Genomic DNA, 25,204 nt, shown 5'->3' with positions numbered 1-25,204 from the left:
GCCCCGTACAGAACGTACGGGGCCCGCGGTCGTCGTGCGTGTGTCGGTATGCCGCCCAGCTCCCGGAGGGGCTACGCGGACTTGCGGCTGTCTCGCGGGTGTACCGCGATGTTCATCGCGCCTGAGCGCAGAACCGCCAGACGCTCCTCGAGGACCTCTTCGAGTTCCTCTCGGGTACGCCGCTCCATCAGCATGTCCCAGTGCGTACGCGCGGGCTTGGCCTTCTTTTCCTCAGGGCCGTCGCCGTCCACCAGGAGTGCCTGGGCCCCGCAGACCTTGCACTCCCACTCCGGCGGGATCTCCGCCTCGACCGAGAAGGGCATCTCAAATCGGTGCCCCTTCTCGCATGCGTACTCCACGGCCTGGCGCGGGGCCAGGTCGATGCCGCGGTCCGTCTCGTAGCTGGTCACCACGAGGCGCGTGCCGCGAAGAGCTCGCTCACTCATGAATCGTGCCTCCCGGGCTTGTCGCCCACAGGACAGGTGTCGCTGTCGTCGTCATCCGGTCAACGTCCGGTCGGCGGTAAAGATTCCCGTTGTGGGTCATGCTCGCCGTCGTAGCCGCCCCTTGTTGTACCCACCAGCGCCCGGTTTGTCACATCTGACAGCAGATGTCACCCGGCGTTTCGTGTTCTTTGACGCGCAGTAACGGTACGCCAGGCAGGCCAAACGCGTACACTACCGGCCTTTGGCGTCGCGCGCTAAATCCTGGCCGGTTCGGGATTGCCCGCGTCGCGCACGGCCTGGCGTACGGGTACCCGCGCGAGCAGCACGAAACCGAGGACGAAGAAGGCCACGAGCGAGACGATCGCGTCCCGGTAGCTCCCGGTCAGCTGGTAGGTGAGACCGAACAGGAGCGGGCCCAGCCAGCTCATGCCGCGGTCGCTCATCTCGTACGCGGAGAAGTACTCGGCCTCCTTCCCGCTCGGCACCAGGTGCGAGAACAGCGAGCGGGACAGGGCCTGGCTGCCGCCGAGGACGAGACCGATGCCGGCGGCGAGCACGAAGAACCACACGGGCGCGCCGGCCGGCAGGAAGTACCCGGCACCCAGGGTCGCTGTCCAGGCGATCAGGGAGCCGAGGATGGTGCGCTTGGCGCCGTACACGCGCGCCAGCCGCCCCATGCCGAGCGCGCCCGCCACGGCGAGCACCTGGACCAGCAGGACGGCGACGATCAGGGTGGACTGGCTGAGGCCCAGTTCCTCCGAGCCGTACACCGACGCCTGCGAGATCACCGTCTGGATGCCGTCGTTGTAGACGAGGTACGCGAGCAGGAAGGCCAGCGTCAGCGGCTGGCGGCGCATGTCCCGGACCGTGGACGCCAGTTGCCGCCAGCCGTGCACCGGGGGCCCGGCCGGCGTCGTGCGGCGGTCGCGCAGGGCCCGCAGCGGTACGAGGGTGAAGGCGCCCCACCAGATGCCCGCCGAGGCGAGGCACACGCGGACGGCGGCCGACTCGGACAGGCCGAAGCTGTCGTGGGCGGTGTACAGGACGAGGTTCGCGACGAGGACCAGCGACCCCGCCGCGTAGCCGAAGGCCCAGCCGCGGGAGGAGACCGCGTCGCGCTCCTCGGGCGCGGCGATCTGCGGCAGGTACGAGTTGTAGAGGGCCATCGAGACCGCCAGCGAGGCGTTGGCGACGATCAGGAGCAGTCCGCCGAGGAGATAGCGGTCGCCGTCCAGGAAGAACATGCCCGCGGTGGCGGCGGCGCCCAGATAGGCGGCGGCCGCCAGCAGCGGTTTCTTGCGGCCCGTGCGGTCGGCGGCGGCCCCCGCCAGAGGCATCACGAGGATCGCCAGGATCACGGACGCCGACACGGAGTACGCGAAGAAGGAGCCGGCGCGGACCGGGACGCCCAGGGGGTGCACGAAGCCGTCCGCGTCCGCCGCCGACTTGGCGACGGAGGTCAGATAAGGGCCGAGGAACACGGTCAGCACACTCGTCGAGTAGACGGAGCACGCCCAGTCGTAGACGTACCAGCCGCGTTGTTCGCGTCGCCGCCCGGCGGCCTCGTCGGCCTCCGTCGCCCGCACGGTGTCGGTGCCCAACCCGCGCCCCTCGCTCTCCGTGGATGACCGTCGCGCGCGGGCTCAGACCCAGGTGCCCCGGTCCTCCAGGACCTCGCGCAGCGTGTCGATGTGATCGGTCATGATGCCATCCACGCCCAGGTCCAGGAGCCGGTGCATGCGCGCGGGTTCGTTCACGGTCCACACGTGCACGTGGAGGCCGCGCGCGTGGGCGGCGCGCACGAAGCGGCGGTCGACGACGGTCACGCCGGACTGGGCCTCCGGCACCTGGGCCGCGATCGCGGAGCGGCGCGCGACCGCGGGCATCCCGTACGAGCGCAGGCGCAGGCCGAGGACGCCGCGGGTGCCGTAGGAGGTGGCGAGGCGGGGGCCGGCGAGGCGCTGCGCGCGGGCCACCCGCGCCTCCGAGAAGGAGCCGACGCAGACGCGGTCCCAGGAGGCGGTGCGCTCGATGAGGCCGAGCAGAGGGCGCAGCGCCCCTTCGGCCTTGACGTCGACGTTCCAGCGGACCTCGGGGAAGGTGTCGAGGAGTTCCTCGAAGAGGGGAACCGGTTCGCGGCCCGCCACGCGCGCGTGGCGCACCTCGTCCCAGGGGAGGTCGGCGATCCGGCCGACGCCGTCCGTCACCCGGTCCAGCGTGCTGTCGTGGAAGGCGACGAGCCGGCCGTCGGCCGTCGTGTGCACGTCCGTCTCGATGTAGCGGTACCCCGCCTCGACCGCCCGGCGGAACTGGAACAGGGTGTTCTCCAGGCCCTCCGCCGTCCCGCCCCGGTGGGCGAAGGGGATCGGGCCGGGGTGGTCGAGGTACGGATGGCGTATGCGGGTGCTCACCCGGGCAGTATGGCGCGCTCCGGTTGACCGCCGGCGACGACCGTGCTGCCGGGCGGTGCCGGCGCGGGGGCGAACACGCGCAGGAAGAGCTGGGCCAGCGGGCCGATCGCCAGCGCGTACAGGACGGTGCCCGCCCCGACGGTGCCGCCGAGGGCGAATCCGGTCGCGACCACGGTCACCTCCACGGAGGTGCGCATCAGGCGGATCGAGCGGCCGGTGCGCCGGTGCAGGCCCGTCATCAGGCCGTCGCGCGGACCGGGGCCGAAGCCCGCCGTGATGTAGAGGCCGGTCGCCGCACCGTTGAGCACGATGCCCGCGACGAGCAGCGTGACCCGGAGGGCGAGGCCGTGCACGTCCGGCACGAGGGCGAGGGTGCCGTCCATGGCCACACCGACCACGAAGACGTTGGAGACCGTGCCGAGACCCGGCCGCTGGCGCAGCGGGATCCACAGGAGCAGCACCGCCGCCCCGACGATGATCGACACCACTCCGATGGTCAGCCCGGTCAGCTCCGCCAAGCCCTGGTGCAGCACGTTCCACGGCTCCAGGCCGAGGCCCGAACGCACCAGCAGCGCCGAGCTGGCGCCGTACAGCGCGAGACCCGCGTACAGCCGGAGGAGCCGAAGGGGCAGGCGCCCGGACTCGGTGAGTGTGGACAACGGAATCCCCCGTGTGGTGGCAGTGGCCTGACGCATGACACTCTGTGGCGGGGAAACGGTCGTCATCCATGGCCAATTCGGGGAAGGTGGACTGGTTCGCATGGTGCAGTGGACTTCGGCGGTGGGGGCGGCGCAGCTCGCCCGGCTCCTCAGCTCGCAGCAGGACCGCCCCGCCGGCCCCGGCACGCGCCGCCCGCCGGCCTACCGGGCGCTCGCCGACGGCATCCGGCTCCTCGTGCTGGAGGGCCGCGTGCCGGTCGCGGCCCGGCTGCCCGCCGAGCGTGAACTGGCGCTGGCCCTGACCGTCAGCCGCACCACGGTCGCCGCCGCCTACGAGGCGCTGCGCAGCGAGGGCTTCCTTGAGTCCCGGCGCGGAGCGGGCAGCTGGACCGCGGTCCCGGCGGGCAACCCGCTGCCCGCGCGCGGCCTGGAACCGCTGCCGCCCGAGGCGCTGGGCTCCATGATCGACCTCGGCACCGCGGCCCTGCCCGCGCCCGAGCCGTGGCTCACCCGCGCCGTGCAGGGCGCCCTGGAGGAACTGCCGCCCTACGCGCACACCCACGGCGACTACCCGGCCGGGCTGCCCGCCCTGCGCTCGATGCTCGCCGAGCGCTACACCGCGCGCGGCATTCCGACCATGCCCGAGCAGATCATGGTGACCACCGGCGCGATGGGCGCGATCGACGCGATCTGCCACCTGTTCGCCGGCCGCGGCGAACGGATCGCCGTCGAGTCCCCCTCGTACGCCAACATCCTCCAGCTCATGCGCGAGGCCGGGGCCCGGCTGGTGCCGGTCGCCATGGCCGAGGGCCTCGCCGGCTGGGACATGGACCGCTGGCGCCAGGTGCTGCGCGAATCCGCGCCCCGGCTCGCGTACGTGGTCGCCGACTTCCACAACCCGACCGGCGCCCTCGCCGACGAGGACCAGCGGCGCCGGATGGTGGACTCCGCCCGCTCCGCCGGGACCGTGCTGGTCGTCGACGAGACCATGAACGAACTGCACCTCGACGCGGACGTCGACATGCCGCGCCCGGTCTGCGGCTTCGACCCCGCCGGGTCGACGGTGATCACGGTCGGGTCGGCCAGCAAGGCGTTCTGGGCCGGGATGCGGATCGGCTGGGTGCGCGCGGCCCCCGACGTGATCCGGAGCCTGGTCTCGGCGCGCGCCTACGCCGATCTGGGGACCCCCGTCGTGGAGCAGCTCGCGGTGAACTGGCTGCTCAGCACCGGCGGCTGGGAGCAGGCCGTGGAGGTGCGCCGGGAGCAGGCGCGGGAGAACCGCGACGCGCTGGTGGCCGCCGTGCGGCGGGAACTGCCCGGCTGGGAGTTCTCCGTCCCGCGCGGCGGGCTCACGCTGTGGGTGCGCACCGGGGGCCTGTCGGGCTCGCGGATCGCCGAGGCGGGGGAGCGGGTCGGGGTGCGCGTGCCCTCGGGACCCCGCTTCGGGGTCGACGGGGCCTTCGAGGGGTACGTGCGGCTGCCGTTCACGGTGTCCGGCGCGGTGGCCGAGGAGGCGGCGGTCCGGCTGGCCGCGGCGGCCCGGCTGGTGGAGACGGGCGCCGGCGGGGGCTCCGACGCGCCGCGTACGTTCGTGGCGTAGGCCGGGCGGGGCGCCTCGGCTCTCCGCGACGGGCGACCTCGGCGTGCACCGGCGTTCGGGATGGACGCGGCGCCGACAGGGACTCCGACGCGCCGCGTACGTCCGTGGTCTGCGCCCCGCTGGGCGCCCTCAGCTCTCCGCGACGGCGACCTCGGTGGGCATGGGCTCCAGGACCGGGACGGGACGCTTCTTCTCCGTCTCCACGGCGGGCTTCTTCTCCAGCTCCGCCTCCATCTCCGCGTCCGCGTCCGCCTCTCCCGGGACGAGGTGCTCCGGCCCGACCGGAGTCGTGCGCTCCGGCAGCAGGGCCAGTACGGCGCGGCGCTGTGCCTCGCTCGTCGCGTCGTCGAAGGGGTCCGGGGTGGCCGGGACCTGGAGGCGGTGGACGGGGCCCGAGCCGAGCCGCGCGTAGCCCCGCCCGGGCGGGGTGTCCGGGGTGGGCGTGGTGTGCGGGGGCACGCCCAGCACCGCCTGGAGCTGCGCCGCGGACGCCGGACCGAGGACCACGCGCGCGCGGGTGTGCTGCCGCACGGCGTCGGAGAGGGCGTCCAGGCTGTCGAACTGGTCGGCCACGACGACGGTCACGTTGGCCGCGCGACCGTGCCGGAGCGGGACCTGGAGCAGCGACTGGGGGTCCTTGCGGCCGTCGGCCGCGGCCAGCAGCCCCAGCGTGCTGGGGCGGTCGAGCAGGATCCACAGCGGGCGCCTGATGTCGTCGGGCGCCGGGCGGCCGGCCTGCCGCGCGCGGTTCGCCGCGACGAGCCGCCGCTCCGTCTCGTGCGCCGCCCACTCCAGACTCGTGAACGCGCCGGTCAGGCCGCACTCGACGGCGAGGACCCCGTCGCGGCCGGTGAGGCACGCGAACTCGCCGGTCCCGCCGCCCTCGACGATCAGGACGTCGCCGTGCTGCAGGGCCTGGAGGGCGATCGAGCGCAGCAGGGTGGTCGTACCGCTGCCCGGCTCGCCCGCGACGAGCAGGTGGGGCTCCGTCGAGCGGACGCCGGTGCGCCAGACGACGGGGGGAACGTCGCGCTGCTCCTCGCCGTGGGTGACGGGAAGCGTGCGCTGGACGTCGCCGGGGTCGGTGAAGCCGAGGACCGTCTCGCCGGGCGCCGTGACGAATCGCTGGGCGGCGATGTCGGTGGGCAGCGGGGACAGCACCGAGACGGAGAGCTCGTTGCCCTCCTCGTCCCAGACGAAGTGGTACTCGCGGCCGCGGCCGGACTTGGCGTGCAGCAACTGTTCGACGCGGGCGCGGGACTCCGCCTCGCCGTCCGTGAAGTACGCCGGGTAGCGGACCAGCAGCCGCGAGACGCGGCCGGTGCCGTCGAACTCGTAGGACGGGAAGGCGTTCTCCCACTCGCCGCCGTGGGCGTAGAGGGGAGCGGGGTCGTCCGTGGTGGAGAAGTACGGGACGAGCGCCTCGTACAGCGACTGGAGGCGCTTGGTCTGCGGTTCGTCGGGGCCCGCGGGCTCCGACGAACGCTGTTCGCGGCCCTTCCAGGCCGCCGCCGCCATCAGAGTGACGACGGCGAGCAGCGGCCCGTACGGCACGAGGGCCACGACCAGTACCACCGAAGCGACCAGGAACAGGAGCGGCCCGCGCCGGTCCTTCGGTGTGCCGGCCCACCTGCGCCGCCCGGCTCCGGCCAGCCGGCGCAGTCCACGAGTGATCGTGATGAGTGGGTGGAGGACATCGGTGGCGCTGTCGGCCGCCGTCCGGGCCAGCTCCCGGCTCCGGGCGATCTGTGCGCTGCCGTTGCTCAGAATGCGGGGAAGAGGGCGCCGCGCCACTGGTGTCTCCTGATCGTGCGTGCGTAGGGGAGGGGCGTCAGAACTTGATTCCGCCGAGGAGCCCCGCGAGGCTCTCGCCGCCCGCCTTGATGCTCGGCGCGATGGCCGTGCTGGCGAGGTAGAAGCCGAAGAGCGCGGAGACCATGGCGTGTGACGCCTTGAGGCCGTCCTTGCGGAAGAAGAGGAAGACGATGATGCCGAGGAGGACGACGCCGGAGATGGACAGGATCATTTTTGGCTCCTGGTTGTGGGGACAGTCACCATGAGTTCTTCCAGGCTCACAGCATGTATCCATACGATAAAAGGTGCAACTGAGTGAATTTCCCCAGATTTCGCCCGGACGGCCGAACGTCGGAGCCGTCCAGGACCCGCCGACGCCTCCGGCGGCGCCCGTGATGATCTTTGCCTCGGACGGCACCGCTCATGTGCTCGCGAAGCCAGTACGCTGGCGATTCACCCGTACGGCCGCGCCGCTCGCCGTCGTACCCTCCCGGGCGCGACGGCACCGCTCGCTGTCGTAAGCTCCCGCAGTCCCCAGAAGCACCCGTAAGTGAGAGGCGGTCCGGCCGATGAGTGAAGCCCCCGACCCCGAGGTCGTGGAGCTGGCGACCAAGATCTTCGATCTGGCGCGCCGAGGCGAGACCGAGGCCCTCGTGGAGTACGTCGACGCGGGCGTCCCCGCCGACCTCACGAACGACCGCGGGGACACCCTCGTGATGCTCGCCGCCTATCACGGGCACGCTGACACGGTGCGCGCCCTCCTGGAGCGCGGCGCCGAGGCGGACCGGATCAACGACCGGGGCCAGACGCCCCTCGCCGGAGCCGTCTTCAAGGGGGAGGAAGCCGTGATCCGGGTGCTCCTGGACGCCGGCGCCGATCCGGCCGCGGGCACCCCGTCGGCCGTCGACACGGCCCGCATGTTCGCCCGGACAGAACTGCTCGAACTGTTCGGCGCACACTGAACTCACTGCCCTGACCAGGCAGAACGCTCAAAATGGGGGAGGCGGTACGGGGCCGCCGGAAATGCGGTCGCGGCAGGAAGAACCGCTGGGTCATCATGACGTCGTGATTCACGGACGCGATGGCTGGGCAGGTGTTGCCGCACCGCGCGGGCCGTGACGCGGCCCGCACGGGCCACCGACGAGAGGCAGAGGAAGATGGTCTACAGCAAGCAGGAAACGGCGGGCGCCCCGACGTGTTGTCACGCGGCCAGGTAAAGCACGATCCCCGGTTGCGTCGACGCTTGATGTGAGGCTGTTTCCCATGTTCGATCCGGTCATAGCGCCCAGCGGTACGCTGCTCGGCCTGCTCCAGAGGGGCCGCGGTGACGGCACGCTGCACGCGCTCACCGCACCGCGCGCCGAAGCGCTCGCGGCGCTCAACCAGTGCGTGCTCCACGACCCCCGCCACGACTGGCAGGTGGAGAACCGCTCCCTCTACTACGCCCGCCTCCACCTCGACCTGAGCGGTGAGCTCGACGAGATCGAGCGGCACCTCTTCGACGCCGAGGACATCCTCGACACCTGCGAGTCACGCACGGGCCTCTCCCTCGCGGTCCTCGGCCACCTCGCCTCGTACGGCAGGCGCGACGCGCTGGAGCTGCTGCGCAGGTACGCCGCCACCGGCACCAACTGGGCCTGGGCCCTCGACGAGCTGGCCCTGCGGGACGACGACGCGGGCCTGCGCGCCCTCGCCGCCCCCGTCCTCGCGCGTTTTCCCGCCGACGCCGCGGGCGAGGCCGAGCTGGCCGCACAGGTGCGCGACGCCTTCGAACCCCGGCCCTGGCGGCTGTGGGCCGAGGATCCGCGCCCCTCGATCGGCGCACGCGTGCGTGCGGCCCAGGAACAGGGCTCCTTCGACCGCTGGCAACGGCAGATGCGGCCGGCCGGGCCCCGGCCGGGCTGGAGCGTGCGGGCCGTCTTCGACTGGGCCCAGGAGGGCCTCGACCGCGGGGCCGCACTCCACATCCCGGCCGCCCGCTGCCTCTCCGCCGTCGCCGGTCCCGAGGACCGTCCGCAGATCGTCGAGGCCGCCCGCGAGGGAGACGACGGAGCCCGCTGCACCGCCCTGCGCTACCTCGCCGACAGCAATGATCCGGACGCCCTCGATCTGATCGAGGGAGCCGCGGCCGCCGGCACCGCACTGGTCGTGGACGCCGCCGTTGACGCCTTCGAGCGGATGCGCAGCGTCGCCGCCGTCGACCGGGCCCGGCGCTGGGCACGCCGCCCGGACGCCCTCGGCGCCGCCGCGGGCCGGATGCTCGCCTGCCGGGGCGGCGCGCAGGACAGCGACCTGGTCCTCGACGCCCTGCGCGAGGCCGTACGGGGCGAAGGACCCGACGCCCCGACCCTCTGGACGCTCGTGGACGGCGCCGGACGCCTCGGCATCGCCTCCGCGGGACCCGTACTGCGCCACGTCTACCGTGAGACCGCCTCGTCCCAGCTCCGCGGCCGCGCCGCACGCGCCCTGGCCGCCACCGACCCCTCCTTCCCCGCCGGCTTCGCCGTCGAGTGCCTGTGGGACTGCGAGGAATCCACCCGCGAGGTCGCCGCCCGCCACGCCGAGACCGGTGACGCCCGGGTCGTGGACCAGCTGCGCAGGCTCGCCGCGGACCCCGCCGAGGAGGCCGAGGTGCAGACGGCCGTACGCAGCCGGATCGGACCGGACATGCCCGCCGTGTGAACACCGGATGACCTGACGACGGGCGGCCGTGGCCCCGGGAGCCGCCCCGGGCAGGCGCGCAGCGCAACGCTCATGGGACGTTCCTCGCCCGGAAAGATCCACGTTGACGTGACCACGTCCGGTGCGACGACAACACGGTTATGCGTGTCGTCATCGTGACCGAGTCCTTCCCGCCCGACGTGAACGGCGTCGCCCACTGCGCCCTCCAGACCGCCCGGCACCTCGCCGACCGCGGGCACGCCCCTCTCGTCGTCGCCCCGGCCACCGCGGCCGGGAGCGGGCCCGACGCCCTCGCGCCGTGCCCCGTCGTCCGGGTCCCCTCCCTGCCGCTCCCCGGCTACCCGCAGGTCCGGGTCGCCCTCCCCAGCCGCCGTGTCGCCGCGGCGATCGCCGAGCACCGCGCCGACCTCGTCCACCTGGCGGGCCCCTTCGTCCTGGGCGTCCGCGGCATGGCCGCCGCCACCCGGATGCGGATACCGGCCGTGGCCGTCTACCAGACCGACCTCGCCGGGTACGCCCGTACGTACATGGGGGCGGGGGAGAGCGCCGCCTGGCGGCGCATCCGCTCCGTCCACACCGCCGCCGCCCGCACGCTGGCCCCGTCCAGCGCCGCCCTGCACGACCTGGAGGCGCACGGCGTGCCCCGGGTGCGGCTGTGGCCGCGCGGCGTCGACACCGTCCGCTTCCGCCCGGACCGGCGCGACGAGGCACTCCGCCGCGAACTCGCCCCCGGCGGCGAGCTGATCGTCGGCTACGTCGGGCGGCTCGCCCCCGAGAAGCAGGTCGAACTGCTCGCCGGGGTGTGCGGGATGGAGGGCGTGCGGGTCGTCGTCGTGGGGGACGGGCCGAGCCGGCCCGCGCTCGACGGGGCGCTGCCCGGCGCCGTCTTCCTCGGCCGCCGCACGGGCGACGACCTCGCGCGGATCTTCGCCTCGCTGGACGTCTTCGCGCACACCGGACCCTTCGAGACCTTCTGCCAGACCGTGCAGGAGGCGATGGCGAGCGGCGTGCCCGTCGTCGCGCCCGCCGCGGGCGGGCCGCTCGACCTGGTGGCCCACGGACGCACCGGGCTCCTCGTACCGCCGCGCGACCCCGCGGCGGTCCGGGACGCGGTGTGGTCGCTCGCCGCCGATCCCGCGCTGCGGGCCGCCTACGGGGCCGCCGGGCGGGCCGCGGTGGAGACCCGCACGTGGGCCGCCGTGGGCGACCAGCTCATCGGCCACTACACGGACGTGCTCGCCGCGCGGACGGCGGTGGCGGCATGAACCTCCTCACCGGCCCGGACGGTACGAGGCCCGGTACCCGCCTGCGGATCGTGCGGCTCGCCAACTTCGTCGCACCCGCCTCGGGCGGTCTGCGGACGGCGCTGCGCGAGCTGGGCGCCGGGTACCTCGCGGCCGGGCACGAGCCCGTGCTCATCGTCCCGGGAGAGCGTTTCACCGACCTCGCGACCGAGCAGGGGCGGGTGATCACCCTGCCGGGGCCGCTGCTGCCCGGGACCGGCGGCTACCGGGTCCTCACCGACCGGCGGCGGGTCGCCGCGCTGCTGGACTCCCTCGCGCCCGACCGTCTGGAGGTCTGCGACCGGACCACGCTGCGCTGGACCGGGGTCTGGGCGCGGCGGGCCCGGGTGCCGGCCGTGATGGTCTCCCACGAGACCGCCGACGGAGTGCTGCGGACCTGGGGTCTCCCCGAGGGACTGGCCCGGCGGGCCGCCGACGCCCTCAACACCCGTACGGCGCACACCTACGCGCGCGTGGTGTGCACCACCGAGTTCGCCGCCCGGGAGTTCGTGCGGATCGGCGCCCGCAACGTCGTACGGGCTCCCCTGGGCGTCGATCTGGCCGGACGGCATCCGGCGCTGCGGGACCCGAGGGTGCGGGCACGGCACGCGCGCGCGGGGGAGACCCTGCTGGTGATGTGCTCCCGGCTGTCGGTCGAGAAGCGGCCCGGCACGGCACTCGACGCGCTGGAGGCGCTGCTGCGGCGCGGCCGGCGCGCGGTGCTCGTGGTGACCGGTGACGGTCCTCTGCGCGCCCGGCTGGAACTGCGGGCCCGGGAACGGTCGCTGCCCGTGACCTTCCTCGGGCATGTCGCCGACCGGGCGGCGCTGGGCGCGCTCCAGGCGTCCGCCGACGTCTGCCTGGCCCCCGGTCCCGCGGAGACCTTCGGGCTGGCCGCCCTGGAGGCGATGGCCTGCGGCACCCCCGTGGTGGCCAGTGCCTCGTCGGCGCTCACCGAGGTGATCGGGGCCGCGGGTCTCACCGCCGCCGACGACGGCGGGGCCTTCGCCGACGCGGTGCGCTCGCTGCTGGCGCGGCCGGAGGCGGAGCGGAGGAGAGCGGCACGCGCGCGTGCCGAGTGCTTCGGCTGGGGCGGCTCCGTGGACGCCTTCCTCGCCGCGCACGACGCGGCGCCCCGGTCCTTCGGCACGCCCGTGCCGCTCACGGGCTGACCAGCGCCGTCCTCGCCGTCCCGGGCGGCTCAGCCGCGCCGGCGCACCGCCGCGAAGCGCAGCGGCGTGCCCGGGACGGCCTGGGCGGCGGCGGCCAGGTCGGCGGGGCGCACGACGCCGACCACCGGGTAGCCGCCGGTGGTCGGATGGTCCGCGAGGAACACCAGGGGCCTGCCGTCCGCCGGCACCTGGACCGCGCCTAGGACCAGGCCCTCGCTGGGCAGTTCGCCCGGCACGGCCCGCTCCAGGGCGGGTCCCTCCGTGCGCAGGCCGATGCGGTTGCTCGCGGAGGACACCGCGTAGGCGCGGCCGGTGAGGGTGCGCAGGGCGGCCTCCGTGAACCAGCCGTCGCGCGGGCCGAGGGTCACGCGCAGCACCAGTTCGGTGGGCGGGGCCGGCTGCGGGGCGACGTCCACGCGCGCGTGCGTGCCCTTCGCGGGCCCCAGCGGCAGGACCGTACCGTCCGTCAGGGGAGGAGGGCCGAGACCCGAGAGGAGGTCGGTGGAGCGGCTGCCCAGGACCGCTTCCACCGCCAGTCCGCCGGAGACGGCCACGTAGCTGCGTACGCCCGCGCGTGCCGGACCGACGTCCAGGAGCGCCCCGGCGGCGATCCGGACCGGCGCGCCCCAGGGCGCCGGCCGGCCATCGACGGTGACCGGGCAGGGCGCGCCGCCGACCGCCACGGTGACCGCGCACCGCGGCCGCACCGCGCAGCCGTCGAGCGTGGTCTCCAGGACGGCGGAGCCGGGCGCGTTGCCCACCAGCCGGTTCACCAGAGCGGCCGCCGGCGCGTCGAGCGCCCCGGAGCGCGGCACGCCGACGTGGGCGTGGCCGGGGCGTCCGCGGTCCTGCACCGTGGTCAGGGCGCCGGCGCGGACGACGGAGAGGGCCAGGTCCGTCATGGGGCGCCGACCGTGACGAAGCGGACGCGCGTGCCGGGGGCCAGCAGCGCGGCGGGCTCCCGCCGGTGGTCCCACAGGACCGCGTCGGTTGTCCCGATGAGCTGCCATCCGCCGGGCGAGGAGCGGGGGTACACGCCCGTGTACGGCCCCGCGAGGGCGACCGAGCCCGCGGGGACCGCCGTCCGCGGGGTCGCGCGCCGGGGGACGTCGTAGCGGGACGGGAGCCCGGTGAGATAGCCGAAGCCGGGCGCGAACCCGCAGAACGCGACACGGAACGAGGTGGCCGCGTGGATCTCCGCCACCCTCTCCGGCGGCACCTTCCACAGGGCGGCCACCTCCGCCAGGTCGGGGCCGTCGTACCGCACGGGGATCTCGACGGCCGTGTCCGTCCGGGCGGCCAGGGGCGGGATCGTCCATCCGCCGAGGCGCTCCGCCAGACGGGCGGGGTCCGGCACGCCGTCCAGCAGGACCGTACGGGCCGCCGGCACGATCTCCTCAGCGCTCAGGTCGCCCTCCGCGCGGCGGCGCAGCAGCTCGGCGTGCAGGGCCTGGGCCTCGTCGCCGGAGCCCACCTCGACGAGCAGGGCGTGGTCGCCGACAGCGAGCGTTCTCACGCGAACGCCTCCACGCGGACGCCCGAGGACTCCAGGCGGGCCCGGACCCGGCGGGCGAGGTCCACCGCGCCGGGGGTGTCCCCGTGGAGGCACAGGGAGCGGGCCCGGACCGCGACGCGCTCCCCGGTGCGGGTGGCGACCAGACCGGTGCGGGCGAGGCCCAGCGACCGTTCGACGACCGTGTCCCCGTCCGTGATCACCGCACCTTCCTCGGTACGGGGCACCAGGGTGCCCGCGGAGGTGTAGGCGCGGTCCGCGAAGGCCTCGGTGACGGCCGGCAGTCCGGCCTCCGCGGCCAGCTCCAGCAGCCGGGAGGACGGCAGCCCGAGGACGGGCGGCGAGCCGCCGGCGAGGAGGACGCCGTCCACGACGGCACGCGCCTGGATCTCGTCGTGGACCACGCGGTTGTACAGCGCGCCGTGCGGCTTCACGTACGACACGCGCGTGCCGGCCGCCCGGGCGAAGACCTCCAGGGCGCCGATCTGGTAGGCCACCTCGGCGGTCAGCTCGTCGGGCGGCACGTCCATCGCGCGCCGCCCGAATCCCGCCAGGTCCCGGTAGGAGACCTGGGCCCCGATCCGCACGCCGCGAGCGGCGGCGAGCTCGCACACCCGCCGCATGGTGACCGCGTCCCCGGCGTGGAACCCGCAGGCCACGTTGGCGCTCGTGACGACGGACAGCAACTGCTCGTCGTCGGTGAGCCGCCAGCGGCCGAAGCCCTCGCCGAGGTCGGCGTTCAGATCGATCAGGGTCATAGGAGGTCCGTTCTCCTGTTCAGGCTACGCGGTACTGCTCGTCGCGGGCGTCCGTGACGAACATCTGCCCCGGCGCGTGGGTGAGGGCGAAGGGCGGGCGCGACGCCATGACCGCCGCCTGGGGCGTCACCCCGCAGGCCCAGAACACCGGGATGTCGTCCGGTTCGGTGTCCACCGGCTCGCCGAAGTCCGGGGCGGACAGGTCCCCGACGCCGAGACCCGCCGGGTCCCCGCAGTACAGGGGGCTGCCGTGCACCGCCGGGAGCAGGCTGGTCTCCCTGAGCGCGGCGGCCAGGTGCCGGGGTGGGACGGGGCGCATCGACACCACCACGGGCCCGCGCAGCCGCCCCGCCGGACGGCACTGCCGGCCGGTCACGTACATCGGGACGTTGCGGCCCTGCTCGATGTGGCGCAGCGGCACGCCCGCCTCGGCCAGCGCCCACTCGAAGGTGAAGCTGCATCCGATGAGGAACGAGACCAGGTCCTCGCGCCAGTGGGCCCGCACGTCCGTCGGCTCGGCCACCAGTTCGCCGTGTTCCCACACGCGGTAGCGGGGCAGGTCGGTGCGCAGGTCCGCGTCCGGTGCCAGCGGAGTGGTCCAGGACCCGGCGTCGGTGACGTCGAGGACCGGGCAGGGCTTCGGGTTGCGCTGGCAGAACAGCAGCATGTCGTACGCCCAGTCGGCGGGGACGGAGATCAGGTTGGCCTGGGTGTGGCCCGCGGCGACTCCGGCGGTGGGTCCCGACAGGCCCGAACGGAAGCGCGCACGCGCGTCGGCGGGGCTCCACGCGTGCGCGTGGGCGTCCCGCAGCGTCACGGGGTGGTCCTGGGCGGTGCGGTTCACCGGAGCTCCGTCCCACGCGTCTCGGGAAGTCCGAGCAGGGCCAGCGCGGCGAGCGCGTAGCCGACCGCCCCGAACACCAGGGCACCGCCGACGCCCCAGCTGCCGGCCAGGAAGCCGACGAGGGTGGGGAAGACGGCGCCCACCGCGCGGCCCGTGTTGTACGTGAACCCCTGGCCCGTGCCGCGGACCGCCGTCGGGTACAGCTCGCTGAGGAACGAGCCGAAGCCGCTGAAGATGGCCGACATGCAGAAGCCGAGGGGGAAACCGAGTACCAGGAGGAGGGTGTCGGCGCCGCTGGGGATGTGGGCGTAGGCGAGGATGCCGACGGCGGAGAGGACCGCGAAGAGCAGGATGTTGCGTTTGCGGCCGAGCCTGTCGGTGAGGTGGCCGCCGGTCAGGTAGCCGAGGAAGGCCCCGGAGATCAGCAGCGTGAGGTAGCCGCCGGTGCCGACGACGGACAGGCCCCGCTCGGTCTTCAGGTAGGTGGGCACCCAGGTCGCCAGCGTGTAGTAGCCGCCCTGGACGCCGGTGGACAGCAGCCCCGCGAAGACGGTGGTCCGCAGCAGGCCGGGGGCGTCGGCCGTGCCGGGCCTGAAGATCGCCGCGAAGGAGCCCTTCCGCGGGTTCCCCTCCCGTTCGGCGGCCGCCTCCGGGGCGTCGTGCACCCGGCGCCTGACCCAGACGACGAGCAGCGCGGGCAGCGCGCCCGTCCAGAACATCACCCGCCACGCGAGATCCTCACCGACGAACTGGAAGACCAGGGTGGAGACGAGGACCGCGAGGCCCCATCCCACGGCCCAGGAACTCTGGACCGCCCCCAGCGTGCGCCCGCGGTGCCTGGGACTCGCGTACTCGGCGACGAGGATCGCCCCGACCGCCCACTCGCCGCCGAAACCGAGGCCCTGCAGGGCCCGGAACACCAGCAGCGTCTCGTAGTTGGGGGCGAAGCCGCAGGCCACGGTGAAGACGGCGTACGTGAGCACGGTGATCATCAGTGCCTTGACCCGGCCGATCCGGTCCGCGACCACACCGGCGACGGCCCCGCCGATCGCGGAGACGACCAGGGTGACCGTGGTGAACAGGCCGGTCTGGCCGCTGTCCAGGCCGAAGTAGGCCGCGAGGGCGACCATGCTCAGCGGCAGCGTGAAGTAGTCGTACGAGTCCAGGGCATAGCCGCCGAACGCGCCGGCGAAGGCGCGGCGGCCCCGCGGGCCGAGCGCGCGCAGCCAGCCGAAGGGGCCGTCGTCGGAGGGGGGTTCGCCCGGGCCGGCCGAGGGGCCGGTCTTCAGGGCCGGTGGCGGAGGAGTCGTGCTCATGGGCACCTCGCAGTGAGGGACGGAGGGTGCGTGAGGACTGAGCCGTGCCGTGCCGTGCGGAAGCGGTGGCGCCGGGCGGGTGCGGTCGGCGCCTGCCCGCCAAGGTAGAGGATCGTTGAACGATCCTTCAATACCCCTGTTGTCTCGTTCTGCCGTCTGCGGTTGAATCCCGGGCATGGCAGAGCTGACCGGACTGGCCGACGACCGTGCCCTGCTGGGCCGCACCAGCACCGCCGAGCGGGTCGCGGACATCCTCAGGAGCCGCATCGCCGAGGGCTTCTTCCCGCCGGGCACCCGGCTGTCCGAGGACAGCATCGGCGGCGCGCTCGGCGTGTCCCGCAACACGCTGCGCGAGGCGTTCCGGCTGCTCACCCACGAACGGCTGCTCGTGCACGAGCTCAACCGCGGTGTCTTCGTACGGGTGTTGACCGTCGACGACGTGCGCGACATCTACCGCACCCGCGCCCTCGTCGAGTGCGCCGTGGTACGGGGCCTCGGCGCGCCGCCGTACGCCGTCGAAGGGCTCGCGGCGGCGGTCGCCGAGGGGCGGCGCGCGGCGCGGGAGGGCGACTGGAAGGGCGTCTCCACGGCCAACATCCACTTCCATCGGGAACTCGTGGCGCTCGCCGGGAGCACCCGCACCGACGAGGTCATGCGCAGCGTCTTCGCCGAACTGCGCCTGGCCTTCCACGTAGTGGACGACCCGCGTCGGCTCCACGAGCCCTACCTGGCCCGCAACCGGCAGATCCTGCTGAGTCTGGAGGCAGGCCGGGGGGACGAGGCCGAGAAGCTGCTCGCGGAGTACCTCGACGACTCGCTGGAAGGGCTGGTGGAGGTGTACGGGCGGCGCGTGTCCGACGCGGGGACGGGCGTGGCCTGACGCTCCACGGGGCCGGCCGGGGGCACGGGAAGCCGGTGCCTCCGCGCGCGGGGGCGGGCCGGTGAACGCCCCGCGAGAGGGCGTGCCGTGCCGGGGTGGCAGCGGAGGTTCCGAGGGCGGGCCGCGGAGCGTCCCGCGAGGAGGCGGGGCGCGGGGGCGACGGTGCGCGGAGCGGCTCCCGCGGGGTGCGGCGGTGACGGGCGGGCCGCGGGCGCGTGGGCGCTTCTGCGTCGTTTAGACCGTTGTCAGACCGAGGACCTAGTCTGTGCACCGTGACTTCGCCTGCATCGACGGACCGTGTTCCGCCCCAGCTCAGCGCGGGGCCGCGCCCCGCCCAGGGCCCGGCCGCCGACGAGGGTCTGGCGCGGCGGCTGCGCGCGCTCGCCTGCACCGCGCCGCTGCACGATCTCGACGCCCGCAAGGTCAACCTCGCGGGGGAGTACTCGGTGTACGGGATGGCGGAGGTGGCCCTCGCCGCCATCGACCTCGTCACGCTCAACATGGACTTCGACACGGGCGCCGACCACGACCAGATAGTTGCCCGCCTCATCCCCCGCATCGCGGCCCAGGCACCGCAGCGACCCGTCGCCGAACACGAGCGGGTGGCCCGCTGGGTCCTGGAGAACCTGATCAACGTCGGCAGCGTCGACCGCGGCTTCCGCGCCGTGTACGGCACCTTCGCGCCCGACGGCAGCTACGTCCGCCGCGACTACGACTTCAAGCTGATCGAGGAGGTGCCCGGCTACGGGGGGAGCGTCTACCTCCGTACGACCGACGAGGCGGTCAACGTCCTCGTCGGCGCCCTCGACACGGACGTCACGAGCGCGCAGATCGCCGCCGAGGTCAAGCTGGAGGTGCTGATCAGCCGGGGCAGGCTCGCCGACGCGCAGCTCGCCGCCGAGCAGGCCCGCTACCGCACCGTGCAGTACTCGGAGACGCTGCGCAGGGCCCTGGACGCGACACGGCGCAACGTCCGCGCGGTCGACTGGCTCCAGACCGTCCCCGACATGATCGCGGAAGCGCTCGACCACGTCGCCGACCGCTACCGCCACGAGAACGCGATCCTCACCAACATCCGCAAGGCCCGTGACGAGTCCGAGGACCCCGAGCAGAAGCGGCGCGCCGCCGAGCTGGTCGACATCGTCAAGGACTGCATCCGCCGGCACACCCTGCTGCAGTCCCGGCTCCTGGAGGCGGGGCCGCTGTTCCGCGCCGAGCAGGACCGGCAGGCCTTCGCGACGCCCATGACCACCTCGGGCATCGACCTGTACGGCCATCTCGTCGCGCCCGTCCTGCCGCTCCCCGTGGAGCAGGCGACGCGCGTCACGGACGCCTTCTTCGCACGCGGCACCGGGCTGCGCACGCCCGTCTCGGTGCGGGTCGGGGACCTCGTGGACATCCTGCTGACGCCGCCCGTGGAGCGGGAGCACCTCGGCGCCGAGATGCCCGAACCCGACCTGATCGCCACCCCGGACGACAGCCGGTTCAGCGAGGAGCAGCTGGCCGCCGCCATGGAGCTGCTCGAACTGCCCGCGGACGCCCCCCGGCGGCTGTCCGGGCTCCTCGCCGAGGCCCGCCGCAAGGACCCAGAACTGCCGTACCTCGTCGCCCTCCTGGCCGTGCACGCGGCCAGCCCGCCGGTCGGCACCGCCTACCGCCAGGGCGAGGCGAAGCTGCTGTTCGCCGTGGACGACGGGACCGAGCTGGACGATCCCGAGTTCGGCGGTGCGGACCTCATCGTCGGGACGGCGCTGCTCGACGCGGCCGGGATGGCCGCCGGCCGGACGGAGGCGGCGTGACCACCCGGCCCCGACCGCCCGCCGACCGCGCCCCGTCCAGCCGCTCGCGGACCGGGCCCCGCGCCGGTGACCGGCCTCGCGTCCGCCGACCGCGCCCGGCCGGCGAGGCGCCGCTCCGGCACCGCGGTGACCCGGGGGGCCGGGTGACGGCCCTGTCCGGTGCCGCGCCGTCCGTCGGTGCGCGAGGGATCGTCTTCGCCTGCTGCCTCGGACTGACTGGTGCGGCGCCGCCGGTCGGTGCGGGAGGGACTGTCTTCGCCCGCTGCTCCGGTCCGTCCGGTGCCGCGCCGCGGGTGGGCCCGGGACGGACCGTCCTCGCCCGCTGCCCCGGCCCCTCCGGAGAGGCGGCCGGACCGGGGCGGCGGCACGCGCACGCCGGTGCGGCGCGTCCGCCCGCCCTCGCAACCCGCGCCCCCGGCCGGGGCGTCACCCCCGTACCGATGAACCAAGGAGCCTGAGCCGTGACCGAGCACGTCGAGTGGAGTGAACCGGAGGCAGCCGCCGCTCCGGCGAGCGCCGCCGTCACCCCCGCCGACGCCGCCGACGCGGCGCGGCTCGTCGCGTTCGGACTGCAGCCCAAACTGCAGCCCGCCCGCGACCAGGAGTACACCGAACTGCTGCGCCGCTACCGCGAGGACCCGCCGTTCGCCCGGCTCGCGGACGCCGTGGCCGCCGGGCTCGGCCTCGTCGTCCTGGAGGTCTCCCCACGCGCGGGCATGGCCGTGACCGCCGCCGAGGACTCCGTGTTCGCCGTCCGCATGGGCGACTACGCGCGCCGGACGTCCGCCGACTCCGGCGACCGGTTCCTGCACGGCCTCGCCCATCTCGCCGTCGCCGCCATGGCGTTCCCGCGCCCCGAGGACCTGGCCGACGACGGCTACATCGGGCGGGTCACGGTCAACGGCGTCGACGCCTTCGTCCGGCAGGCCTGCCGGCGCCTGGAGGAGCGGGCCGACGAGACCGGCGAGAACACCGACCCGGCGACGGACGCGCCGGGCCTGGAGGCCGCCTGGCGGATCTGGGCGCGGCGCAGCTCCACCGGCGCCACCAAGGACGCGCGCAGACTGGCCGGTTCGACGACGGGCATCGTCGGCAAGGCCGCCGCGTTCCTGACCGAATCCGGCTTCCTGCAGCGCACCGGCGACGACTCCGGGGGCACGTACCGGACCACCGCCCGCTACCAGCTCCAGGTCCGGGACATGGCGGGCGGCGCGGCCATGGCCGAACTCCTGGAGCTGGGCGTCGTCCCGGTGACCGACGGCACCCCGAGCCTGCTGCCCGCCGAGCAGACCGACGACCTGGAACTCGTCGCCGACGCCGGACTGCCGTTCCACTCCTGACCGCACCGCCCCCCCACACGATCACGAGAGTCCGCCGCCATGTACGAGCTGTCCCGGGTCCGCCTCTACTCCATCGGGCCCGCCGGCGCGCGCTACGCCGACACCGTCCTGGACCTGAGGGGCGTGGGCGAGCCCGTGCCCGACCCCGCGCCCACCCAGGCGGAGTTCTTCGAGGAGGAGCCCGTCGGGCCGCCGCGCCGCCCGGCACCCGCGGGCGTGCTCTTCCTGGAGAACGGCGGCGGCAAGTCGGTCCTGCTCAAGCTGATCTTCTCGGTCATGCTGCCGGGCCACCGGAACACCCTGGGCGGTGCCAGCTCCGGCGTGCTGCGCAAGTTCCTCCTCGCGGACGACTGCGGACACGTCGCGCTGGAATGGCAGCACACCCTGACCGGCGAGTGCGTCGTCGTCGGCAAGGTCAGCGAGTGGCGGGGCCGGCAGGTCTCCAACGACCCGCGGAAGTTCGCCGAGGCCTGGTACTCCTTCCGGCCCGGCCCCGGGCTGAGCCTGGACAACCTGCCCGTCGCCGAGGCCACCGCCGTCCGGCCGCCGGTCGAGGGCGTCTCCAACGCGCAGGGGCGGCGCCGCACCATGAAGGGCTTCCGGGACGCGATCACCGAGGCCGGCAAGGCCTACCCGCACCTGGAAGTGCACTGGGAGGAGATCCACGACCGCTGGAACGAGCACCTCGGCGACCTGGGCCTCGACCCCGAACTCTTCCGCTACCAGCGCGAGATGAACGCGGACGAGGGCGAGGCCGCCGGCCTGTTCGCGGTCAAGAAGGACTCCGACTTCACCGACCTGCTGCTGCGCGCCGTCACCGACACCCGGGACACGGACGGGCTCGCCGACCTCGTCGGCGGCTTCGGCGACAAACTCGGCAGGCGCGCCGAGCTCATCGCCGAACGGGACTTCACGGCCGGGTCCGTGGACCTCCTCACGCGGATCGTCGAGGCCGCCGAGGCCCGCGGCCGCGCGCGGGACGTCCACACGGGCGCCGAGCGGCGCACCCGCACACTGGCCCGGCGGCTCTCCGCGCGGTCGGTCCAGGAGCGGCACCGCGTGGGCGACCTCGCCCGGCAGGTCACCGCGGCCGCGCACACGGTCACTGAAGCCGAGGGCGCGCGCTCCCGGAGTGAGCTGATCGCCGCCGAACTCGCCTACCGGCACGCCTCGTTGGCCCTCGCCGCCACCGAGAGGTCCGCAGCGGCCCAGAAGCGGGAACTCGCCGACGCGCGGACCCTGCACGCCGCCTGGCAGGCCGCCGAACTGGTCCTGCGGCACCGCGCCGCCGCCGACCGCTCCGCGCGCGTCGCCTCGGCGATCCGCGAGGCCGAGCGGGACGCGGCACCCGCGCTCGCCGCCCGGGCGAAGGCCGCCGTCGACCTCGTACGCGCCCTGCACGGGGCCGCCGAGGGAGCCGAGGCGCTCGCCAACGAGGAGGAGGAGCGGTCCGCCGGACTCCAGGAGATCGGCGAGGCGGCGCACCGCGACGCGACGGCCGCCGCCACCGAGGCCCAGCGCGCCCGCAGCGAGATCGGCCATCTGCGCCAGCGGCTGGCCGAGGTAGAGCAGGAGACCGCCGAGGCGGTGCGCGCCGGCTGGCTCGACGACAGCGCCCCGGACGCCGACCCGGCGCGGGCCGCGCTGGCCGCGAGCGACGCCGAGAAGTCCGCCGTGGCCGCCTGGGACACCGCCCGGGACGCCTCGCGACGTGCCTCGGAGCACGCCCGCGAGGCGTCCGCCGCCGAGTCCCGCGCCGAACTGACCGCGGCCCGCGCGGCCGACGCGGCGACGGCCGCCGAGCGCGCCCACGACGCGGAGCGGCGCACGGCACTCGCCCTCGCGGGCGAGGAGCGGCTCACGGAACTGCTCGGCCTGCCCGGGGCCCCCGCCCGCACCGGTGTGCCGCAGCCCCGGCGGGACGAGAGCGCCGGCGAGGCGGGCCCTTCGGGGCAGAGCCCGCTCACCCCGGAGGAACTGGACCGCTGCGCCGACGAGTTGCGCCGGATGCTCGACGACGGCGTCGCCTCCGCCGAGCGCCAGCTCTTCGACCTGCGGACCGCCGCGGCCGACGACGCGCGGATCCTCGGCGCGCTCGGTGACGGCGGGCTGCTGCCGCCCGGCCCGGACGTGCTGGCCACCGTCGAGTACCTGGGCGAGCACGGCATCCCGGCACTGCCCGGATGGCGCTACCTCGCGCAGGCCGTCGACCCCGTCGACCACGCCCGCGTGCTGGCCGCCCGGCCCGAGCTGGTCGACGGGGTGATCATCACCGACCCGGACACCCACGCCCGGGCCCGCCAGGCGCTCGCCGAGGCCGCGCTGCTTCCGCGGTCCGCCGTCGCCGTCGGCACGGCCGCCGCACTGCTCGCCCCGACCCCGGCTCCGGGCTCCGGTGACGGCGGGGACGTGTTCCTCGTACCGCCGAACCCGGCCATGCACGACGAGCACGCCGCCGACGAGGAGCGGCAGGCACTGCGGGTCCGCGCGGCCGGCCGGGACGAGGAGATCCGCACCCTCGCGGCCCGGCTCGGCAAGGACCGTGAGCTGGCGGCGCGCCTGGCGTCCTGGCGTGCCGGATGCCCCGCCGGGCGGCTCGTGGAGCTGGCCGGCGCCGCCCGGGACGCCCGCGCCTTCGCCGAGGAGGCGGAGGCCGAGCTGGCCGAGGCGCGGGCCGTCCGCGCCGAGGCCGACGAGGAGGCCGCCGAGGCGGCCCTCGTGCGGGACGAGCGGCAGGAGGCCGCCCAGCGGGCCCGGCGTGCCGCGGACGCCCTCGCCGGACTCGCCTTCCGCCTGCGCGAGCGGGCCGCCTGGCAGGTCAAGCTGCGGGAACTCGCCGACGACGCCGCCGAGTCGGAGAGCCGCGCCCAGCACTGCCTGGAACGCGCACGCGCCGCCGACGAGGACCGGCGCGCCGCCCAGCGCGCCGCCGACGACGCCCGCCGCACGGCCCGAGCGCTGCGCGCCGAGCGCGCCGAGATCGCGGGCGTGCCCGACGACGTCATGGAGGCCGATGGCACCGACGGCGCCGACGGCACACCCAGGTCCTCGCTGCCCGCTCTGCGCGAGGCCTACCGCGCCGCCTCCCAGCTCTACGAGAAGGTCGGCGTCGGCGCCGACCTGCGCGCCGAACAGGCCCGGGCCGAGAGCGACGAGAGCGCGGCGATCGCCGAGTTCGACCGGCTCAGCAACAAGGTGCGCACACGCGCCGCACAGCTCCTGGAATCGCCGGACGGCTCCGACGGCCCCTCCCGGCAGGCCGCCGCGGCCCGCGCCGAGGAGCTGGTCCAGCTCCTGGAGACCCGCATGTCGACGGCGAGCGAGCAGCTCGGCCGGCTGCGCGGCGAGGCCGAGCGGCACGCACCCGAGGACGGCGAAGCCCATACCGAACTCCCCGAGGAGCTGACGCCCCGGGACGCCGAGCACGCCCAGACGCTGCTGCGCACCGCCACCGCCGAACTCGCCGCCCGCACCGAGGCGGTGAGTCAGGCCCGCGCGGCGCACACCGAGCTGCTCGACGCGCACCGCGCCGCGGAGGACGCCGCCGGCGGCTTCGAGGAGACGGCCGCCCTGCTCCGGGACCTGCTGCGCGAGCACCCGGCAGACGAGGAGCAGGACGAGACCGAGCCCTACCCCGGCACGCTGGAGGAGGCACGGCACGCCGCCGCCGAGACCCGGCGCTCGCTGCGCGGCTGCGCCGCCGACCTGTCCGCCGCCGAGGCCGCCGTGCGCGAGGCGAGCGACATCCTCGTCCGGCACGCCAACTCCACGCGCTACGAGCAGGTCCGCACCCCGGCGCGGCAGCAGATCCGCGAGCTGCCCGCCGCCGCGCTGCCGGAGCACGCCCAGAAGTGGGCGGACGCCTTCGCCCCCCGACTGCGCGTGCTCACCGACGAGTTGGCCCAGCTGGAGCGGAACAGGGACTCGATCGTCGACCGCCTCCGGGGGCTGGTGGAGTCGTCGCTCGCCACCCTGCGCTCCGCGCAGCGGCTCTCCCGGCTGCCCGAGGGGCTCGGCGAGTGGTCGGGGCAGGAATTCCTGCGCATCCGCTTCGAGGAGCCCGACCAGGCCACGCTCACCGAGCGGCTCGGGGAGGTCGTCGACGAGGCCACCCGGGCCGCCGTCAAGAAGAACTCGGACATGCGCCGCGACGGCATGTCGTTGCTGCTGCGGGGCGTCAGCGCCGCCCTCCACCCGAAGGGCGTCGCGGTCGAGATCCTCAAGCCGGACGCCGTGCTGCGTGCCGAGCGCGTCCCCGTCGGGCAGATGGGCGACGTCTTCTCCGGCGGCCAGCTGCTCACTGCCGCCATCGCCCTGTACTGCACGATGGCGGCGCTGCGCAGCAACGACCGCGGCCGCGACAAGCACCGGCACGCCGGGACGCTCTTCCTCGACAACCCCATCGGGCGCGCCAACGCGACGTACCTGCTGGAACTCCAGCGCGCCGTGTCCGACGCGCTGGGCGTCCAACTGCTGTACACCACCGGTCTGTTCGACACGACCGCGCTCGCCGAGTTCCCGCTCGTCATCCGGCTGCGCAACGACGCCGACCTGCGGGCCGGGCTGAAGTACATCAGCGTCGAGGAGCACCTGCGGCCCGGGCTGCCCCGGGAGGCGGCCGCGGGGGAGCCCGGCCACAGCGAGATCACCGCGACGCGGATGTACAAGCGACCGGCGCCGAGCGCCACGTAGCGTCCGGCCGCGTTC

Annotated in this window: 20 protein-coding genes; 9 read left to right on the top strand and 11 right to left on the bottom strand. The window is 74.8% G+C overall.

Annotation, left to right across the window (positions count from 1 at the left end; translation table 11 throughout):
* Window positions 1–71: 71 nt before the first annotated feature.
* The 4 genes from ACWGIS_RS31280 to yczE all read right to left on the bottom strand — a co-directional run bounded on the left by ACWGIS_RS31280 (window position 72) and on the right by yczE (window position 3,552).
* Complete coding sequence (locus ACWGIS_RS31280; protein ID WP_003977404.1) at window positions 72–446, bottom strand: RNA polymerase-binding protein RbpA; 375 nt, start codon at window positions 444–446, stop codon at window positions 72–74.
* Between the two features lie 254 nt (window positions 447–700).
* Entirely contained in the window at window positions 701–2,047 is a 1,347-nt protein-coding gene (locus ACWGIS_RS31275) for an MFS transporter (RefSeq protein ID WP_453365852.1), read from the bottom strand.
* A 42-nt stretch (window positions 2,048–2,089) separates the two neighbouring features.
* Window positions 2,090–2,857: a glycerophosphodiester phosphodiesterase gene (locus tag ACWGIS_RS31270; protein WP_453365851.1), complete on the bottom strand. Its 768-nt coding sequence runs from the start codon at window positions 2,855–2,857 to the stop codon at window positions 2,090–2,092.
* Window positions 2,854–3,552: a membrane protein YczE gene (yczE, locus tag ACWGIS_RS31265; protein ID WP_453365850.1), complete on the bottom strand. Its 699-nt coding sequence runs from the start codon at window positions 3,550–3,552 to the stop codon at window positions 2,854–2,856. Before yczE ends, ACWGIS_RS31270 begins: the two co-directional genes overlap by 4 nt.
* Window positions 3,553–3,616: 64 nt before the next feature.
* Between yczE and ACWGIS_RS31260 the strand changes: the two genes are divergently transcribed.
* Window positions 3,617–5,116 carry an SCO1417 family MocR-like transcription factor gene (locus ACWGIS_RS31260; RefSeq protein ID WP_453365849.1) on the top strand — a complete coding sequence of 500 codons (1,500 nt, stop codon included), beginning with the start codon at window positions 3,617–3,619 and terminating at the stop codon, window positions 5,114–5,116.
* Between the two features lie 129 nt (window positions 5,117–5,245).
* Here ACWGIS_RS31260 and ACWGIS_RS31255 read toward each other — a convergent pair whose 3' ends face one another.
* Both ACWGIS_RS31255 and ACWGIS_RS31250 read right to left on the bottom strand, forming a co-directional pair.
* Window positions 5,246–6,910 (bottom strand): ATP-binding protein, encoded by a 1,665-nt coding sequence (locus ACWGIS_RS31255; protein ID WP_453365848.1) that lies wholly within the window; start codon window positions 6,908–6,910, stop codon window positions 5,246–5,248.
* 37 nt (window positions 6,911–6,947) lie between these two features.
* Window positions 6,948–7,142, bottom strand: coding sequence for a hypothetical protein (locus ACWGIS_RS31250; protein ID WP_121404479.1), 195 nt, complete (start codon window positions 7,140–7,142; stop codon window positions 6,948–6,950).
* A 337-nt stretch (window positions 7,143–7,479) separates the two neighbouring features.
* Between ACWGIS_RS31250 and ACWGIS_RS31245 the strand changes: the two genes are divergently transcribed.
* The 4 genes from ACWGIS_RS31245 to ACWGIS_RS31230 all read left to right on the top strand — a co-directional run bounded on the left by ACWGIS_RS31245 (window position 7,480) and on the right by ACWGIS_RS31230 (window position 12,047).
* Window positions 7,480–7,872, top strand: a complete 393-nt coding sequence (locus ACWGIS_RS31245) for an ankyrin repeat domain-containing protein (protein ID WP_453365847.1) — start codon at window positions 7,480–7,482, stop codon at window positions 7,870–7,872.
* A gap of 301 nt (window positions 7,873–8,173) precedes the next feature.
* Window positions 8,174–9,592, top strand: a complete 1,419-nt coding sequence (locus ACWGIS_RS31240; protein WP_453365846.1) for a HEAT repeat domain-containing protein — start codon at window positions 8,174–8,176, stop codon at window positions 9,590–9,592.
* Window positions 9,593–9,732: 140 nt separating this feature from the next.
* The gene (locus ACWGIS_RS31235) at window positions 9,733–10,857 is read left to right on the top strand and encodes a glycosyltransferase family 4 protein (protein ID WP_453365845.1); all 1,125 of its coding nucleotides are present in this window, start codon (window positions 9,733–9,735) and stop codon (window positions 10,855–10,857) included.
* A complete protein-coding gene (locus tag ACWGIS_RS31230) occupies window positions 10,854–12,047 on the top strand; it encodes a glycosyltransferase (RefSeq protein ID WP_453365844.1) in 1,194 nt (397 codons plus the stop codon). The genes ACWGIS_RS31235 and ACWGIS_RS31230 overlap by 4 nt, the downstream gene beginning before the upstream one ends.
* Window positions 12,048–12,076: 29 nt before the next feature.
* Here the strand turns inward: ACWGIS_RS31230 and ACWGIS_RS31225 are convergent, their stop codons facing one another.
* From ACWGIS_RS31225 to ACWGIS_RS31205, 5 genes are read right to left on the bottom strand one after another with little or no spacing between them, the layout of a single operon-like run.
* Window positions 12,077–12,949 carry a 5-oxoprolinase subunit C family protein gene (locus ACWGIS_RS31225; protein ID WP_453365843.1) on the bottom strand — a complete coding sequence of 291 codons (873 nt, stop codon included), beginning with the start codon at window positions 12,947–12,949 and terminating at the stop codon, window positions 12,077–12,079.
* On the bottom strand, window positions 12,946–13,563 hold the full coding sequence (gene pxpB / locus ACWGIS_RS31220) for a 5-oxoprolinase subunit PxpB (RefSeq protein ID WP_453365842.1): 618 nt from the start codon (window positions 13,561–13,563) through the stop codon (window positions 12,946–12,948). Before pxpB ends, ACWGIS_RS31225 begins: the two co-directional genes overlap by 4 nt.
* A complete protein-coding gene (locus ACWGIS_RS31215) occupies window positions 13,560–14,318 on the bottom strand; it encodes a LamB/YcsF family protein (RefSeq protein WP_453365841.1) in 759 nt (252 codons plus the stop codon). The genes pxpB and ACWGIS_RS31215 overlap by 4 nt, the downstream gene beginning before the upstream one ends.
* Window positions 14,319–14,337: 19 nt before the next feature.
* Entirely contained in the window at window positions 14,338–15,162 is an 825-nt protein-coding gene (locus tag ACWGIS_RS31210; RefSeq protein WP_453365840.1) for a putative hydro-lyase, read from the bottom strand.
* Window positions 15,159–16,478, bottom strand: a complete 1,320-nt coding sequence (locus tag ACWGIS_RS31205; protein WP_453365839.1) for an MFS transporter — start codon at window positions 16,476–16,478, stop codon at window positions 15,159–15,161. Before ACWGIS_RS31205 ends, ACWGIS_RS31210 begins: the two co-directional genes overlap by 4 nt.
* 175 nt (window positions 16,479–16,653) lie before the next feature.
* On the opposite strand from ACWGIS_RS31205, the gene ACWGIS_RS31200 reads away from it, so the two are divergent.
* The 4 genes from ACWGIS_RS31200 to ACWGIS_RS31185 all read left to right on the top strand — a co-directional run bounded on the left by ACWGIS_RS31200 (window position 16,654) and on the right by ACWGIS_RS31185 (window position 25,189).
* A complete protein-coding gene (locus tag ACWGIS_RS31200; RefSeq protein ID WP_453365838.1) occupies window positions 16,654–17,358 on the top strand; it encodes a GntR family transcriptional regulator in 705 nt (234 codons plus the stop codon).
* Between the two features lie 272 nt (window positions 17,359–17,630).
* Complete coding sequence (locus tag ACWGIS_RS31195) at window positions 17,631–19,157, top strand: hypothetical protein (RefSeq protein WP_453365837.1); 1,527 nt, start codon at window positions 17,631–17,633, stop codon at window positions 19,155–19,157.
* 461 nt (window positions 19,158–19,618) lie between these two features.
* Window positions 19,619–20,497, top strand: coding sequence for a hypothetical protein (locus ACWGIS_RS31190; protein ID WP_453365836.1), 879 nt, complete (start codon window positions 19,619–19,621; stop codon window positions 20,495–20,497).
* Window positions 20,498–20,536: 39 nt separating this feature from the next.
* A complete protein-coding gene (locus tag ACWGIS_RS31185) occupies window positions 20,537–25,189 on the top strand; it encodes a hypothetical protein (RefSeq protein WP_453365835.1) in 4,653 nt (1,550 codons plus the stop codon).
* Window positions 25,190–25,204: the final 15 nt, after the last annotated feature.

The sequence above is a fragment of the Streptomyces sp. NPDC054842 genome (genome assembly GCF_053611025.1).
The sequence above is the reverse complement of the archived record's forward strand: the minus strand, read 5'-3'. Positions and strand labels throughout refer to the sequence as shown.

What these genes read in the sequence shown, in the direction of transcription:
- ACWGIS_RS31205 (WP_453365839.1), bottom strand. Translation starts at nt 16,478, where the DNA reads ATGAGCACGACTCCTCCGCCACCGGCCCTGAAGACCGGCCCCTCGGCC.
- ACWGIS_RS31280 (WP_003977404.1), bottom strand. Translation starts at nt 446, where the DNA reads ATGAGTGAGCGAGCTCTTCGCGGCACGCGCCTCGTGGTGACCAGCTAC.
- ACWGIS_RS31200 (WP_453365838.1), top strand. Translation starts at nt 16,654, where the DNA reads ATGGCAGAGCTGACCGGACTGGCCGACGACCGTGCCCTGCTGGGCCGC.
- ACWGIS_RS31250 (WP_121404479.1), bottom strand. Translation starts at nt 7,142, where the DNA reads ATGATCCTGTCCATCTCCGGCGTCGTCCTCCTCGGCATCATCGTCTTC.
- ACWGIS_RS31215 (WP_453365841.1), bottom strand. Translation starts at nt 14,318, where the DNA reads ATGACCCTGATCGATCTGAACGCCGACCTCGGCGAGGGCTTCGGCCGC.
- ACWGIS_RS31230 (WP_453365844.1), top strand. Translation starts at nt 10,854, where the DNA reads ATGAACCTCCTCACCGGCCCGGACGGTACGAGGCCCGGTACCCGCCTG.
- ACWGIS_RS31225 (WP_453365843.1), bottom strand. Translation starts at nt 12,949, where the DNA reads ATGACGGACCTGGCCCTCTCCGTCGTCCGCGCCGGCGCCCTGACCACG.
- ACWGIS_RS31245 (WP_453365847.1), top strand. Translation starts at nt 7,480, where the DNA reads ATGAGTGAAGCCCCCGACCCCGAGGTCGTGGAGCTGGCGACCAAGATC.
- ACWGIS_RS31185 (WP_453365835.1), top strand. Translation starts at nt 20,537, where the DNA reads ATGTACGAGCTGTCCCGGGTCCGCCTCTACTCCATCGGGCCCGCCGGC.
- ACWGIS_RS31235 (WP_453365845.1), top strand. Translation starts at nt 9,733, where the DNA reads ATGCGTGTCGTCATCGTGACCGAGTCCTTCCCGCCCGACGTGAACGGC.
- ACWGIS_RS31240 (WP_453365846.1), top strand. Translation starts at nt 8,174, where the DNA reads ATGTTCGATCCGGTCATAGCGCCCAGCGGTACGCTGCTCGGCCTGCTC.
- yczE (WP_453365850.1), bottom strand. Translation starts at nt 3,552, where the DNA reads ATGCGTCAGGCCACTGCCACCACACGGGGGATTCCGTTGTCCACACTC.
- ACWGIS_RS31260 (WP_453365849.1), top strand. Translation starts at nt 3,617, where the DNA reads ATGGTGCAGTGGACTTCGGCGGTGGGGGCGGCGCAGCTCGCCCGGCTC.